The organism is Methylobacterium brachiatum, assembly GCF_020523825.1.
GTDB classification, from domain to species: domain Bacteria; phylum Pseudomonadota; class Alphaproteobacteria; order Rhizobiales; family Beijerinckiaceae; genus Methylobacterium; species Methylobacterium brachiatum.
On record NZ_JAJALK010000014.1, the window covers coordinates 65,565 to 80,667 of the forward strand.

Annotated in this window: 14 protein-coding genes; 10 read left to right on the forward strand and 4 right to left on the reverse strand. The window is 71.3% G+C overall.

The genetic code is table 11. The features are described from left to right. Positions 1-151 precede the first annotated feature (151 nt). From LGR69_RS24655 to deoA, 9 genes are all read left to right on the forward strand, one after another. The gene (locus tag LGR69_RS24655) at positions 152-1,279 is read left to right on the forward strand and encodes a patatin-like phospholipase family protein (protein ID WP_091864064.1); all 1,128 of its coding nucleotides are present in this window, start codon (positions 152-154) and stop codon (positions 1,277-1,279) included. 290 nt (positions 1,280-1,569) lie between these two features. After that, complete coding sequence (locus tag LGR69_RS24660) at positions 1,570-3,210, forward strand: methyl-accepting chemotaxis protein (RefSeq protein WP_370881400.1); 1,641 nt, start codon at positions 1,570-1,572, stop codon at positions 3,208-3,210. A 128-nt stretch (positions 3,211-3,338) separates the two neighbouring features. Beyond that, entirely contained in the window at positions 3,339-3,902 is a 564-nt protein-coding gene (locus LGR69_RS24665) for a glutathione peroxidase (protein ID WP_091864019.1), read from the forward strand. Between the two features lie 65 nt (positions 3,903-3,967). After that, positions 3,968-4,591 carry a sigma-70 family RNA polymerase sigma factor gene (locus LGR69_RS24670; protein WP_007560362.1) on the forward strand — a complete coding sequence of 208 codons (624 nt, stop codon included), beginning with the start codon at positions 3,968-3,970 and terminating at the stop codon, positions 4,589-4,591. A gap of 102 nt (positions 4,592-4,693) precedes the next feature. Further along, the gene (locus LGR69_RS24675; RefSeq protein ID WP_007560359.1) at positions 4,694-5,458 is read left to right on the forward strand and encodes an anti-sigma factor family protein; all 765 of its coding nucleotides are present in this window, start codon (positions 4,694-4,696) and stop codon (positions 5,456-5,458) included. A gap of 173 nt (positions 5,459-5,631) precedes the next feature. After that, positions 5,632-6,060, forward strand: coding sequence for a cytidine deaminase (locus tag LGR69_RS24680; protein ID WP_091864017.1), 429 nt, complete (start codon positions 5,632-5,634; stop codon positions 6,058-6,060). Then, on the forward strand, positions 6,053-6,877 hold the full coding sequence (locus LGR69_RS24685) for a purine-nucleoside phosphorylase (RefSeq protein ID WP_230367659.1): 825 nt from the start codon (positions 6,053-6,055) through the stop codon (positions 6,875-6,877). Before LGR69_RS24680 ends, LGR69_RS24685 begins: the two co-directional genes overlap by 8 nt. Next, complete coding sequence (deoC, locus tag LGR69_RS24690) at positions 6,870-7,601, forward strand: deoxyribose-phosphate aldolase (protein ID WP_007560353.1); 732 nt, start codon at positions 6,870-6,872, stop codon at positions 7,599-7,601. The genes LGR69_RS24685 and deoC overlap by 8 nt, the downstream gene beginning before the upstream one ends. Before the next feature lie 4 nt (positions 7,602-7,605). Beyond that, positions 7,606-8,904: a thymidine phosphorylase gene (gene deoA / locus LGR69_RS24695; RefSeq protein WP_230367660.1), complete on the forward strand. Its 1,299-nt coding sequence runs from the start codon at positions 7,606-7,608 to the stop codon at positions 8,902-8,904. Positions 8,905-8,922: 18 nt separating this feature from the next. On the opposite strand, the gene LGR69_RS24700 is transcribed toward deoA, so the two are convergent. From LGR69_RS24700 to dnaK, 4 genes are all read right to left on the reverse strand, one after another. Then, complete coding sequence (locus tag LGR69_RS24700; RefSeq protein ID WP_007560349.1) at positions 8,923-9,255, reverse strand: hypothetical protein; 333 nt, start codon at positions 9,253-9,255, stop codon at positions 8,923-8,925. 281 nt (positions 9,256-9,536) lie between these two features. Next, on the reverse strand, positions 9,537-10,175 hold the full coding sequence (locus LGR69_RS24705; protein ID WP_007560347.1) for a class I SAM-dependent methyltransferase: 639 nt from the start codon (positions 10,173-10,175) through the stop codon (positions 9,537-9,539). Positions 10,176-10,376: 201 nt separating this feature from the next. Then, the gene (gene dnaJ / locus LGR69_RS24710) at positions 10,377-11,519 is read right to left on the reverse strand and encodes a molecular chaperone DnaJ (RefSeq protein ID WP_007560344.1); all 1,143 of its coding nucleotides are present in this window, start codon (positions 11,517-11,519) and stop codon (positions 10,377-10,379) included. 270 nt (positions 11,520-11,789) lie between these two features. After that, positions 11,790-13,706 carry a molecular chaperone DnaK gene (dnaK, locus tag LGR69_RS24715; RefSeq protein WP_007560342.1) on the reverse strand — a complete coding sequence of 639 codons (1,917 nt, stop codon included), beginning with the start codon at positions 13,704-13,706 and terminating at the stop codon, positions 11,790-11,792. Between the two features lie 388 nt (positions 13,707-14,094). Between dnaK and LGR69_RS24720 the strand changes: the two genes are divergently transcribed. After that, the gene (locus tag LGR69_RS24720) at positions 14,095-15,087 is read left to right on the forward strand and encodes a hypothetical protein (RefSeq protein WP_122161999.1); all 993 of its coding nucleotides are present in this window, start codon (positions 14,095-14,097) and stop codon (positions 15,085-15,087) included. The last annotated feature ends 16 nt before the right edge of the window (positions 15,088-15,103 follow it).

The following is a 15,103-nucleotide window of genomic DNA, read 5'->3' on the forward strand; positions in this document are numbered from 1 at the left end:
GTCGAGTTTGCCGAGGGCGCGACATCGGTTTTCGTTCGCCCTGTTGCCGAATCGCGCGGTCCGGCCGGGTCTCGGACCGGCGGGCGGCCCCGGCGCGGTTGATGTTGCAGTGCAGCATCCCATTTACGGGATCCTGTTCCTGGAGGCCGACATGAGCGAGCACCCCCACGGCGGTGAGCCGCACAACCCGGCGACCGCCGTCCCCGAAATTCCGGTCTCGGATGGGATCGAGCCCTTGGCGGTGCAGCCGGCCCACCAGCTCCTCGCCGGCCCCCGCGCCGAGAAGCCGGTGGCTTTGGCCCTGCAGGGCGGCGGCGCGCACGGGGCCTTCACCTGGGGCGTGCTCGACGCGCTGATCGAGGACGGGCGCCTGGCCTTCGAGGCGGTGACCGGAGCGAGCGCCGGGGCGATGAACGGCGTCGTGATGGTCGACGGCTGGCTGAAGGGCGGGCCGGACGGCGCCCGGGAGGGGCTGGAGCGGTTCTGGCGCGAGGTCAGCCTCGACGGCGATCTCGGGCCGACGCAGCGCAACTTCGTCAGCGGGTTGTTCAACCTGTGGAAGGGCAACCCGGTGGCCGAATTCTGGGCCAAGATGCTCTCGCCCAGCCCCTACGTGTCGAACCCGCTCAACATCAACCCGCTGCGCAAGGCGCTGGCCGAGCAGATCGATTTCGAGCGCCTGCGCGAGGCCGAGACCGCGGGCCTGTTCGTCTCGGCGACCAATGTCTGGACCGGCAAGCTCGCGGTGTTCGAGCGCGAGCGCCTGACCGTCGATCACCTGATGGCCTCGGCCTGCCTGCCGACGGTGTTCCAGGCCGTGGAAATCGACGGGGTGCCCTATTGGGACGGCGGCTATCTCGGCAACCCGCCGCTCTACCCGCTGCACCGGGCCGCCCAGACGCGCGACATCGTGCTGGTCCAGATCAACCCGGTCGAGCGGCGCGAGACCCCGCGCACGGAGAGCGAGATCCGCGACCGGCTCAACGAGATCACCTTCAACGCCAACCTGATGCGGGAATTGCGGGCGATCGACTTCATCGACGGCCTGATCGAGGACGGCACCCTCGGTCAGGGGGGCTACCGCCGGGTCCTGGTGCACCGCATCGACGGGACCGACGCGCTGGAGGATTACAACGCCGCCTCCAAGCTCGACGCGCGCTGGACCGTGTTCAAGCGCCTGCGGGACAAGGGCCGCGCGGCCGCGCAGGCCTGGCTCGCCGAGACCTACGGGACGATCGGCCAGGCCTGTACGCTCAATCTGCGGGATGCGTATCAGTAAAAATCCGTATCTCCGGCGCTGGGATCGAGTTTTGTCAGGTGTCGGTGCGGTCGATTTGAGGGCCGGTGTTCAATAAGTGCTGTATATTCGCGTCATATGGCGCTTAATTGCCCGTCTGATTTGCGGCCATAAAGCAGAAATTCCCGGGCGTAAGATATCTTTCATGGAGCTGCGCTAGCTCGGACCTTTCACCGAAGACCGACAGGGCGCGGTGATTCTTGTTCCTGGGAGGACGGGCCGTGGGATTTCGTCTGATCGACCTCAAGACCGGCGTGAAGATCGCGCTGATCATGGCCCTGATGCTGGCGATCACCGCCGGCGCCTCGGCGATCTCGCTGCGCAACATCGGGTTGATCGAGGACGCCGAGGCCTGGACCGTCCATACCCACGAGGTGCTGGCGGAGGTCGAGCGGACGGTCGTGGCGATGATCGACCGGGAGACCGCCCTGCGCGGCTACCTGATCTCCGCCGATCCGCGCTTCCTCGAGCCCGAGGAGGCCGGGCGGAGGGCTTTCGCGGCGTCCTGGGAGGCGGCGCGCAAGCTCACGGCCAACAACCCCACCCAGCCCGCGCGCCTCATGGAGCTGAAGGCGCTGGTCGAGCGCTGGAGCGCCGAGGTGGCGGACCGCGAGCTTGCCCTGATGAAGGATCCGGCGACCCGGGAGGAAGCGCGGCGCCTCGAAGGCTCGGGGGTCGGCAAGGCGGTGATGGACGCCGTGCGCGCGAAGGCGGCCGAGATCGCGCAGGTCGAGCAGGACCTGCTGAAGGTGCGCAGCGCCGCCTCGGCGACCGCCATCGCGTCGTCGCGGGCGGCCAACCTGATCGGCCTCGGCCTGATCGTCGTCACCGCCCTGGTCGGGTCGCTGGCCCTGCATAAGGGCATCGGCAAGCCGATCCACCAGATGACCCAGGCCATGACCCGGCTCGCCGCCAACGACCTCTCCACCGAGATCCCGGCGGTCGGGCGCCGCGACGAGATCGGCGCCATGGCGAGGGCCGTGCAGGTCTTCCGGGACGGACTCGCCCGCGCCAAGGCCCTGGAAGAGGAGGCCGCCCAGACCCAGGCCCGGCTCGAGGCGCAGCGCAAGGCGGCGATGCGCGAGATGGCCGCCTCCTTCGAGAGCGCGGTCGGCGGCATCGTGCGCGCCGTCACCACGGCCGCGACGAATCTGAAATCCACCGCCGAGACCATGAGCGCCGCGGCCACGGAGACCGCCGCCCAGTCGACCACGGTGGCGTCGGCGGCCGAGGAGGCGGCCTCGAACGTCAACACCGTGGCGGCGGCGGCCGAGGAACTCGGCGTCTCGGTCAACGAGATCGGCCGCCAGGTCCAGGCCTCGGCCGACCTCGCCGACGCCGCCGTGACCGAGGCCGGGAAATCCGCGGAGCTGGTGCGCAGCCTGCGCGACCGTGCCGCCAAGATCGGCGCCGTGGTCGACCTGATCAGCGGCATCGCCTCGCAGACCAACCTGCTGGCCCTCAACGCGACCATCGAGGCGGCGCGGGCCGGCGAGGCCGGTCGCGGCTTCGCGGTGGTCGCCACCGAGGTCAAGGAACTGGCCGGACAGACCGCCAAGGCCACCGACGAGATCGCCCGGCAGATCGGCGAGATCCAGTCCTGGACCGGGGAGACCGTGGAGGCGATCGGCGTCATCGTCGGCCGCATCACCGAGATGAGCGGGCTGTCCACCGGGATCGCCGCGGCGATCGAGGAGCAGGGCTCGGCCACCCAGGAGATCGTCCGGAACGTCGGGCAGGCGGCGTTCGGGGCCGGCGAGGTCACGGCCAACATCGCCGGGGTCGCCAGCGCCGCCGAGGGGGCCGGGGCCGCAGCCACCCAGGTGCTCGGCTCGGCCTCCGAGCTCTCGGTCCAGGCCGAGCGGCTCGACGTGGAGGTCCACCGCTTCCTCGACACGGTGCGGGCCGCCTAGGCGAAGCGCGGGGCTCCGAACCCCGCCGAAGGGCCGCGGGCGCTTCGGGATCCCGGTGCTGGGATCTTCCGCGGCGCGCCCTAGATCCTGCTCGGGCGTGCCAGCGCCCGTGACCCTGCGAGGCCGCCATGACGTTGTTGCGCCGCGAGGCCCTGATCCTGCTCGGTGCCGGGCTCGGTGCCGGGATTGCCGGCGCGGCCCGCGCCGCCTCCGGGCGGGCGACCGACTTCGCCTTCGAGCATCCGGAGGGCGGCGCGATGCCGCTCTCGGCCTATGCCGGCCGGCCGATCCTCGTGGTCAACACCGCCACCGCCTGCGGCTATGCCGGGCAGCTCGCCGGGCTGCAGACCCTGTGGACCCGCTTCGGCGACCGGGGCCTCACGGTGATCGGCGTGCCGTCACCGGATTTCGGCAACCAGGAACCGCTCGACGGGCCGGCCATCGCGGAGGCCGCGCGGAAGAACCACGGCGTGACCTTCCCGCTGACCGCCAAGACCCGGGTGAAGATGCCGGGCGCTCATCCGTTCTACCAATGGGCGGCGTCGGAGCGGCCGGGCGAGACGCCGCGCTGGAACTTCCACAAGTACCTGATCGCCCGGGACGGCTCGCTGGCCGCCGCCTTCGCCACGCAGGTCGAGCCCACCGATCCCCGGATGGTCTCAGGCATCGCCGCCACCCTCGATCAGGCCTGACCGGGTCCCGCGGCCGCAAAGCGGAGGCCCGGGATTAAACGCCCGGCCTGCCGCGTTCACACCCTATGGCATCAGACAAGCACAAGCATCCGGACATCGTCGATCTGCTGGTGCCCCTGAGGCGCTATGCCCGCTCGCTCACCCGCGACGCGCTGCGGGCGGACGACCTGGTGCACGATACCCTGGTGCGCGCCCTGGAGATGCAGGGATCCCTGCGCCCGAACACCAACCTGCGCACCTGGATGATGACGGTGCTGCACAACGCCTTCATCGACGAGCAGCGCCGCCGCCAGGTCGAGGCGCGGCACGCCGACGCGCTGGTGCGGATGAGCGAGGACATGGCGCCCCCCGCCCAGGAGGGCCGGGTGCGCCTCGCCCAGATCCGGCAGGCCTTCCTGACCCTGCCGGAGGAGCAGCGCGCCGCGCTCCACCTCGTGACACTCGAAGGCATGGCCTATGCCGACGCCGCCGCGGTGCTCGGCATCCCGATCGGCACGCTGATGTCCCGCCTCGGCCGCGGCCGGGCGGCGCTCCGGGCCTTCGAGGAGGGCAGCCGGGCCAAGACCGAGGCCGAGACCGAGGCGAGCCGGCCCGATGCGCGGCGCGGCACCTTCACCGGCCTGCGCCTCGTCACCTCCGACGAGTCGCGGGACCGGCCGCCCCTGAAACGCGCCGCGGGTGATGCCTGAGGCATCGGGCCCGCACGAGGCCGGCATCGCAGAGCCGGCACCTATGACGATGACGACCGGCGGATCCGCCCCGGCGGCACGCTGGAACCGAGGACTTCACCGATGATGGATCCGATCACAGACGACGATCTCATCGCTTTCGTCGACGGGCAGATCGACCCGATGCGCCGTCTCGACGTCGAGGCGCATCTGGCCGCCCATCCCGGGGCCGCCGCCCAGGTGATGGCCGACCTGCACGATCGCGACGCGCTCCGGGCCGCCTTCGGGCGCCTGCCCGGGCCGGGACCCGACCGCAACGTCGTCCTGGCGCGCCGCTTCGACCGCAACCTGCGCTGGCACCGGGTCGCCTCGCGGCTCAAGCGCGCCGCCGCCATCGCGGTGCTGGTCGGCGCGGGCTGGCTCGCCCATGACGAGATCGGTCGCTTCGGCGTGCCCGACACCCTGGCGGCGACCCCTGATCCGGCGCTGATCGCCGATGCCCGCCAGGCCCGCGCCGTGGCCCAGTTGCGCAAGAGCATCGCCAACCAGGGCGACCATCCGGCCTACGACCGGGCCCGCCTCCAATCGGTCACCGGCATCGACCTGCCGCCGCTGCCGGCCGGCTGGCAGGTGCGCGACATCCAGATCTTCCCCGGCCGCCACGGTACCGGCATCGAGATCGCTTTCGAGGCCGGCACCTTCGGTGAGGCCTCGCTGTTCGCGACCCGGGGCCTGCGCGGCGGTCCGGCCGCCCTCACGGGCTCGGATGACGGCGCCCTCCTGTCCTGGAACGCCGGCGACACCGCCTACGCGCTGAGCGGCCCGCAGGACGACGCCGTGCTGCGTCAGGCCGCCGGCCTGCTCGGGGCCGACGCGGCCGCGCGCTGAGCGATTCGCGCGGGGACGCTTGAGCATCGGCCGTGTCATTCCGGGGCGCCGTAGGCGAGCCCGGCATGACGGGGTTGGGCTGTCGACGCCTGTGAGCCGGCGCGTCCCACCGGAAGACCTGCCCGCGCACCCGGCCCTCGACAGGGCGCCCCGCCGGGTGCCAAAGATCGGCCATGCAGGCAGCCGATTCAGCACAACGGAATGACGGGCTGACGGCCCTGTTCGAGGCCGCGCGGGCCGTGCGCGAACGGGCCCATGCGCCCTATTCCCGGTTCCGGGTGGGGGCGGCTTTGCGCGACGAGCACGGCGCGATCCATGCCGGATGCAATGTCGAGAACGCGGCCTACCCGGTCGGCACCTGCGCCGAGGCCGGGGCGATCGCCGCGATGATCGCGGGCGGCGGCCGGCGCATCGCCGAGATCCTGGTCTGCGGCGACGGCGCGGGCCTGGTGACGCCCTGCGGCGCCTGCCGCCAGCGCATCCGTGAATTCGCCGGGCCGGACACGCCGATCCACGCCGCCGGGCCGGACCGCGTCGCCAAGACCTTCACGCTGGCGGCGTTGCTGCCCGAATCGTTCGGGCCGGAGACGCTGGGTGACTGAGGCCGCCGCCCTCGACGCGCTGCGGGCCGCGGGTTTCGGCGGCGGCTACGCCTGCGCCCTCGTCACCGGCACCGGGCTCGGCGGCATCGCGGCCGCACTCGAGGATTCGACCGCCCTGGATTACGGCCGGATCCCCGGTTTCCCCGGCGCCGGCGTCAGCGGCCATGGCGGCCGGCTGCATCGCGGACGCCTCGATGGCCGGCCGGTGCTGGTGTTCGAGGGCCGGGCGCACGCCTACGAGCGGGGCGACGCGGCGGCGATGCGGGTGCCGCTCGCCTGCGCGGCCGGACTCGGCGCAAAGCGCCTGCTCCTGACCAACGCCTCCGGGTCGTTGCGGCCGGAGCTCGGCCCCGGCAGCCTGGTCCTGCTCGCGGACCACATCAACCTGTCGGGGATGAACCCGCTAATCGGCGAGGCGAGCGACGCCCGCTTCGTGCCGATGACCGAGGCCTACGATTCGGATCTGCGCGCCCAGCTCCGGGCGGCTGCGGGGGCCTGCGGGCTTCCGCTCACGGAGGGCGTCTACGCCTGGTTCTCCGGCCCGAGCTTCGAGACCCCGGCCGAGGTCCGGATGGCCGGCATCCTCGGGGCCGATCTGGTCGGCATGTCCACCGTGCCCGAGGTAATCCTGGCCCGCTTCCTCGGCCTGCCGGTTTCGGCCGTGTCGGTGGTGACCAACCTCGCCGCCGGGATCGCCGGGGGCGCCCCCCATCACGCCGAGACCAAGGCGGTGGCGGCCCGCGCCGCGGCGGATCTCGGCCGCCTGCTCCGGGCCTTCGTGGCCGGCCTGCCCGCCGAGGAGACCGAACATGGATGAACCCGATGCCGGTGCGGTCGCCCGCCGGGCGTTGCCGCTCCTCGATCTCACCGACCTGACCGAGACCTGCACCGAGCCGAAGATCGAGGCCCTGTGCCGGGATGCGCGCAGCGGCGGCGTCGCGGCGATCTGCGTCTGGCCGCATTTCGTGGCGCAGGGCGCCCGGGCGCTCAAGGGCAGCGGCATCCGGGTCGCCACGGTGATCAACTTTCCCGCCGGGGGCGAGGATTGCGCCCGGGCGACCGACGACACCGCCGAGGCCCTGCGCGACGGCGCCGACGAGATCGACCTCGTCCTGCCCTATCGCGCCTTCCTGCGCGGCGATGCGGACACCGCCCGCGACATGATCGAGGCGGTGCGCGACACCTGCGGAGCCGCATCCCTCAAGGTCATCCTGGAGACCGGCGAGATCGCCGATCCCGACGCGATCCGGCGTGCGAGCCGCCTGGCGCTGGCGGCGGGGGCCGACTTCCTGAAGACCTCCACGGGCAAGAGCCCAGTCTCGGCGACCCCGGAGGCCGCTGCGGCGATGCTGGCCGAGATCCGGGCGAGCGGCCGCCCCGCCGGCCTCAAGGTGTCGGGCGGCCTGCGCAGCGTCGCCGATGCCGGCGCCTATCTCGCGCTGGCCGACCGGATCATGGGGGCCGACTGGGTGAGCGCAAAAACATTCCGGCTCGGGGCGAGCAGCCTGTTCGGCGCCCTGATGCAAGCACGGGAGTCTTGAGGGCATGCGCCTGCCGCAAGAAACCATCCGGGCCAAGCGGGACGGCCTGACGCTCGATCCGGAGGAGATCGCGGCCTTCGTCCGCGGCCTCACCGACGGCGCGGTCGGGGAGGGGCAGGCGGCGGCCTTCGCCATGGCGGTGTTCTTCCGCGGCCTCGCGCTGCCCGAGCGCGTGGCGCTGACCCGGGCGATGGCCGAATCCGGCCGGGTCCTCGCCTGGGACCTGCCGGGCCCGGTTCTCGACAAGCATTCCACCGGCGGCATCGGCGACACGGTGAGCCTGCCGCTCGCCCCGATGGTGGCGGCCTGCGGCGGCTTCGTGCCGATGATCTCCGGCCGCGGCCTCGGCCATACCGGCGGGACGCTCGACAAGCTCGCCAGCATCCCGGGCTACGACGCCACCCCGGGGCTCGACACATTCCGCCGGGTCGTCGGTGAGGTCGGCTGCGCGATCATCGGCCAGACCGCCGAGCTGGCCCCGGCTGACCGGCGCCTCTACGCGATCCGCGACGTCACCGGCACGGTCGAATCCCTCGACCTGATCACCGCGTCGATCCTGTCGAAGAAGCTGGCCGCCGGGCTCCAGGGCCTGGTGATGGACGTCAAGCAGGGCTCCGGCGCCTTCATGGCCGGGCTCGACGAGGCCAGGGCGCTGGCCGAGAGCATCGTGACGGTGGCCGAGGGGGCCGGCCTGCGCACCGCCGCGCTGATCACCGACATGGATGCGCCGCTCGCCAGCGCCGCCGGAAACGCGCTCGAAGTGGCCTACGCGCTCGACTACCTGACCGGCGCCCGCCGGGAGCCGCGCTTCCACGCGGTCACTCTGGCCCTCGGCGCCGAGATGCTGGTCGCCGGCGGCCTCGCGCCGGACCGGGACGCGGCGGCCGAGCGCCTGGAGACGGCTCTCGCCTCCGGCCGGGCGGCCGAGATTTTTTCTAAGATGGTCGTGGCGCTGGGCGGCCCGGGTGATCTGCTGAAGGCGCCGGCGCGCTACCTGCCCGCGGCGCCGGTGCAGCGGCCGGTCCGGCAGGACGGCACGGTGGCAGGCATCGACACGCGGGCGATCGGGCTGGCGGTGATCGGGCTCGGCGGCGGCCGGACCCGGCCCGAGGACGCGATCGACCCGCGGGTCGGGTTCACCGATCTCGCGGGTCCCGGGGATGCGTCCGGCCTGCTCGGGATCGTCCATGCGGCCGACGCGGCCGCCGCCGACCGGGCGGAGGCGGGTCTGCGGGCGGCCTACCGGATGGGCGAAGCGCCATCCGGCCGGCCGCCGATCATCGAGCGGGTGGGAGCCGGGTAGGACCCGGCCCCGTCCGCCTTACCAGCGGCCGTAGCCGTGACGGTGACCCCAGCCGCCGTGACGGTGATGGCCGAAACCGCGATGGTGGCCCCAGCCGTAATGATGGCCGCGTCCGCGGCCCCAGCCGTGATGGTGGTGGCCGCGGAAGCCCGGTCCGAAACCGTGACGCGGGCCGAAGCCGTGGCGATGGCCGTATCCGTAGCCGTACTGGACATCCACGATGTCGCCGGCGCCCTGATGCAGGCCGGTGTCGAGGCCGAGCGGCGCGGCCATCGCGGGCGCCCCGAGGGTGATCCCCCCGAGCGCCAGGGCGGCGGCGGCCAGGCGTAGGCGTGCGGTCTTGGTGAACATCGGCGTCCTCCTGTGCCTCTCCGGTCGCGCTGCCGCGACCGGCTGTGCCCCCGGTGTGACGCCTTTAAGTTGACGCTGACGTGAGTTTGGCCCTCAGGCGTTGTTCAGGTTCGGCGAGGAGCGGAATGGGCGTGGTTGGGATCCCTCCAGCCACGCCGTCATCACGCGCGCAGCGAAGCGACCCGGGGATCCGCCACGTTAGGGAATCGCGCGCTGCTGGGTTGCTTCGCTGCGCTCGCAATGACGGTGAGGGCGATCCGGTATCGCCGAGCGGTGGTGCCCTAGGGCCGCCGGTACACCCACACCCGCGCGGGCGGCAGGTTCAGCCAGACGCGGTTCGACCGGTCGGCGGTGTAGCTGCCGGCCTCGCACCGGGCCGGGATCGGCGGCACCACCGCGTAGGTGAACTGCACGAAGGGCGCGCCCGGCTGCATCAGGTCGTGGGCGGCGTTGAGCAGGTCGAGGCGCTGCTCGAGCGGCTTGGTGAACAGCGGCAGGCTCGAGATCGTCGCGGCGGCGGGCTGGGTCAGCACCGTCTTCAGGGTCGCGCGCATGTCGTAGGCGTCGCCCCGGATCACCGTGACCCCGGGGAAGCGGCGGGTCAGCAGGCGGCAGAAATCGGGGTTGAACTCCACCAGGATCAGCCGTGAGGCCGCGATGCCCCGGCGAATCAGCGCCTCCGTGACCGGGCCGGTGCCGGGGCCGAGCTCGACCACCGGGCCCTCGCGGCGCGGATCGACATAGGACGCCATGGTCCGGGCGAGCATCTTGCCCGAGGGCGTCACCGCGCCGGTGACGAGCGGCCGCTCGAACCAGGACCGCAGGAAGCGGGCCTCGTCCTCGAGAGGGTCGCGCCGCGGCCCAAGACTGTCACCCCTGGCGGCAGGGGCCTTCGCGCTGGGACGGCGGAGCGGCGGCAAGTCCTGAATTCCTCGAAGCCGATGGGAATGGAAGGCTAAGGCAACGCGCCGTCTTACAGTCAAGCTGGCCCGGCGCCTAGGGTAAGCATGCCACGCTCGCCCGATGCATAACGGGCGTGCACGGGTTCGGATCCGGCCTTGGAGCGCGCGCAGCCGAAGGGGAGGCCGGTTCGGCGTCGGCGAGCGCGTTCAATCAAAGCCTCATGGCCGGACGGCGCTGCCGAAGAAGTCCCGGACCTTGGCGAAGAAGCCCGCCGATTCCGGGTGGTTCTCCGGGGAGGCCGACTGGTCGAACTCCTGGAGCAGCTCGCGCTGGCGCTTGGTCAGGTTCTGCGGCGTCTCGACGAAGACCTGGATGTAGAGGTCGCCGACCTCCCGCGAGCGGAGCACCGGCATGCCCTTGCCCTTGATCCGGAATTGCTTGGCGGTCTGCGTCCCGGCCGGGATCCGCACCTGGGTCTGCGAGCCGTCGATCACCGGAACGGTGATCTCGCCCGAGAGCGCGGCCGTGACCATCGAGATCGGCACCCGGCAGAACAGGTCGGCGCCGTCGCGCTGGAAGAACTCGTGCTGCTTGATCGAGAGGAAGACGTAGAGGTCCCCGGGCGGACCGCCGCGCAGGCCGCTCTCGCCCTCGCCGGCGAGCCGGATGCGCAGGCCGTCATCGACGCCCGCCGGCACGTTGATCGAGAGCGTGCGCTCGCGGTTGACCCGGCCGGCGCCCTGGCAGGTGGTGCAGGGATCGTCGACGATCTCGCCGCGGCCGTGGCAATTCGGGCAGGTGCGCTCGATGGCGAAGAAGCCCTGCGCGGCCCGCACCCGGCCGTAGCCCGCGCAAGTCGGGCAGGTCCGCGGCTTCGAGCCGGGCTTGGCGCCCGAGCCGTCGCAGGCCTCGCAGGTCACCGAGGTCGGGATCCGGATGGTCTCGGCCTTGCCGATGAAGGCCTCTTCGAGGGTGATCTCGAGGTTGTAGCGCAGGTCGGAGCCGCGCTCGCGACCCGGGGCGCCACCGCCGCGCCCGCGCTGGGCGCCGCCGCGGCCGTCGCCGAAGAAGTTGTCGAAGATGTCCGACATGAAGTCGCCGAACTCGTTGCCGAATCCGGGGCCGCCCCCGCCCTGGCTGAAGGCGGCATGGCCGAACTTGTCGTAGGCCGCGCGCTTCTGGCCGTCCGAGAGGCACTGATAGGCCTCGTTCAATTCCTTGAACTTGATCTCGGCTTCCTTGTCGCCGGGATTGCGGTCGGGATGATAGGTCATTGCGAGCTTGCGGAAAGCGACCTTCAGCTCGCTTTCCGTGGCGGTCTTGGCGACCCCCAGAATCTCGTAATAGTCCCGCTTCGACATCCCACCCAGTCTCCGGACAATCAGAAGGCGCTGCGATCCCTGGGCCCGTCAGGTCCGCCGCGGCGGGTCCCTCGGGGCAGGTCTTGAGCAGGGTGAGCGGGTCGAGGCATCGTCGCGATCATGACGATCCCGCCGATCTAGCATGAGCCGGCCGGCCCGACGCTGACGGCGGACGATATCCGGTTCCTGCGGCACCCGCGCAACAGCGCGTCTCAAGCAGAGGCGGGGCCGGATCGCTCCGGCCCCGCTCGGTTCTGTCGAAACTGCGCCTCAGGCGCGCTTCTTCTGGTCTTTCTCGTCGACCTCCTGGAAGTCGGCGTCGATGACGTCGTCCTTCTTCTCGGAGGCTCCGGCCTCGGCACCGGCCTCGGCGCCGGCACCCTGGTTGGCGCTGTACATCGCCTCGCCGAGCTTCATCGAGGCCTGCATCAGGTCCGTGGTCCGGGCCTTGATGGTCTCGACGTCGTCGCCCTCGAGCGCGGTCTTGAGCGCGGTCATCGCGGTCTCGATCGCGCCCTTGTCGGCGGCCGGAACCTTGTCGCCGAACTCGGTCACCGACTTCTCGGTGGCGTGGATCAGGCTCTCGCCCTGGTTCTTCACCTCAACCAGCTCGCGGCGCTTCTTGTCCGCCTCGGCATTGGCCTCGGCGTCCTTCACCATCCGGTCGATATCGGCGTCCGAGAGGCCGCCCGAGGCCTGGATGCGGATCTGGTGCTCCTTGTTCGTCGCCTTGTCCTTGGCCGTCACGTTGACGATACCGTTGGCGTCGATGTCGAAGGTCACCTCGATCTGCGGCATGCCGCGGGGTGCCGGCGGGATGCCGACGAGGTCGAACTGGCCGAGCAGCTTGTTGTCGGCCGCCATCTCGCGCTCGCCCTGGAAGACCCGGATCGTGACGGCGTTCTGGTTGTCTTCGGCCGTCGAGAAGGTCTGGGACTTCTTGGTCGGGATCGTGGTGTTGCGGTCGATGAGCCGGGTGAACACGCCGCCCAGCGTCTCGATGCCGAGCGAGAGCGGGGTCACGTCCAGGAGCAGCACGTCCTTGACGTCGCCCTGGAGCACGCCGGCCTGCACGGCGGCGCCGATCGCCACGACCTCGTCGGGGTTGACGCCCTTATGCGGCTCCTTGCCGAAGAAGGACTTCACCACCTCCTGGATCTTGGGCATGCGGATCATGCCGCCGACCAGCACCACCTCGTCGATCTCGGAGGCCGAGACGCCGGCATCCTTGAGCGCCTTGCGGCAGGGCTCGATCGTGCGCTGCACCAGGTCGTCCACCAGCGACTCGAACTTCGCCCGGCTGAGCTTCAGCGCGAGGTGCTTCGGGCCGGTCTGGTCGGCCGTGATGTAGGGCAGGTTGATCTCGGTCTGCGTGGCCGAGGACAGCTCGATCTTCGCCTTCTCGGCGGCCTCCTTGAGGCGCTGGAGGGCGAGCTTGTCCTTGGTCAGGTCGATGCCCTGCTCCTTCTTGAACTCGGCCGTCAGGTACTCGACGATCCGGTTGTCGAAGTCCTCGCCGCCCAGGAAGGTGTCGCCGTTGGTCGACTTCACCTCGAACACGCCGTCGCCGATCTCGAGGATCGAGACGTCGAAGGTGCCGCCGCCGAGGTCGTAGACCGCGATGGTGCCGGCCTTCTTCTTGTCCAGGCCGTAGGCGAGCGCGGCCGCGGTCGGCTCGTTGATGATGCGCAGCACCTCGAGGCCCGCGATCTTGCCGGCATCCTTGGTCGCCTGACGCTGGGCGTCGTTGAAGTAGGCCGGGACCGTGATGACCGCCTGCGTGACCGGCTGGCCGAGATGCGACTCCGCGGTCTCCTTCATCTTCTGCAGCGTGAAGGCGGAGATCTGCGAAGGCGAGTATTTCTTGCCGTCGGCCTCGACCCAGGCATCGCCGTTGTCGCCGCGGACGATCTTGTAGGGGACGAGGCCCTTGTCCTTCTGGGTCATCGGGTCGTCGTAGGTGCGGCCCACGAGACGCTTGATGGCGAAGAACGTGCGCTCGGGGTTCGTGACCGCCTGGCGCTTGGCCGGCTGGCCGACGAGCCGCTCGCCGTCATCCGTGAAGGCGACGATCGACGGCGTGGTGCGGGCGCCTTCCGAATTCTCGATGACCCGGGGCTGCGTGCCTTCCATGACGGCCACGCAGGAGTTCGTGGTGCCCAGATCGATACCGATAACTTTACCCATGGTGGGATCCCTCTTCTGTCGCGTTCAAGCAGACCGCCGAGCCCCGAAGCAGCTCGGCCCATGGCGGGTTGAGTGTGATGTGAGTATGGGACCCGGGCCGGATCAAGGGCCGTGAACGGCTGAAATCCAGCGCATAATCCCGCGTCGAGGGCGATATAAGAACCCCCGGACGGGCTCGCAAGGCGAAGCCGGCCCGTTCGCGCCGGCCGGCGCGTTTTTCGCCAAAGCCTTGTCCGGCCTGAAAAATCCCGCCGTGAGGCCGGGTTTGGCCCGATGGCGTCGCCGCATTTTGTTGCTCCGCTGCCACGTCCAGGCCATCGATGGCGTGTTAACACTTCGACAAGGGGTTGAGCGTGGCCCCGCCACCTCGTCTTCCCGTCAGAGCCCGATGCCACGGACCCGCCGCCTCCTGCTCCCCCTTCTGGCAGCCGCCCTCGCGCTGCCCGCGACGCTCGCCGCCCCGCCGGCGCAGGCCCAGAATTTCTTCGAGCGCCTGTTCGGCATTAAGCCCGAGCGCCCGCCGGTGCCGCCCCGCGGCGTGCCCGAGGGCCCGCCCGCCGCCCCGGCCCCCGGGGAGCCGGGCCCGGCGGCCCCGGGTCCCGAGGCGCCCCGGCCCGCGCCGGTCCCGGCGCGCCCGGTGGTGCTGAAGGCTCCCTCCGAGGACGGCGTGATCGGGCAGGAGCTGCAGCTCAACGGGACGTCCGGCACCCTGAAGCTGGAGCGGGCCGGCCCATCCGTGACGGCGCGGATCAAGCTGCCCGGCACCAAGATCTCCCAGCCGGCCGAATCCTGCACGGTGCCGCTCGCGAACGGCAATCCCATCACCCTGTCCTCCGAGGGCAAGCCCGAGGGTGCGCCACGCTTCGAGGCCGCCGGGGCCGAGTGCCCGCTGCGCTTCGACGTGGTCGAGGGCGGAATCCTGGTCTCGTCCCTGGGCCAGGGGCCGGTCTGCACCTTCTCGAACGCCGATTGCGCCACGACACCCGTGGGTCTCTGGGGCCCGGCCGGCGCGACGCTGATCCCCCGGGCCGGGGAGTTCGACACCGCCCGGGGCGTCGCCGACAAGGCGGTGCGCGACAATTACAAGCTGATGACCCAGCGCGCCCGGCGCGAGGACGTCCGGCCGATCGTGAGTGAGCAGGCGGCCTTCTCGGCCGACCGGGAGCAGCTCTGCCGCGGCTACGCCCGCGAGGGCACGCACGGCTTCTGCCACCTCCGGGTCACCGAGAACCGGGCCCTGGCGCTCGCCACCCGGCTCGGCGCCAACACCGCGGTGCCGACCGCTTCGGTCGCCCCGCGCCGGTCCCGGCCGAAGCCGGCCGCCGAACCCGCCGTCGACGGGGTGAACCCGGACACGGCCGGCGAGATGCCGCCGGAATAGCGGCCGGTCAGGGCAT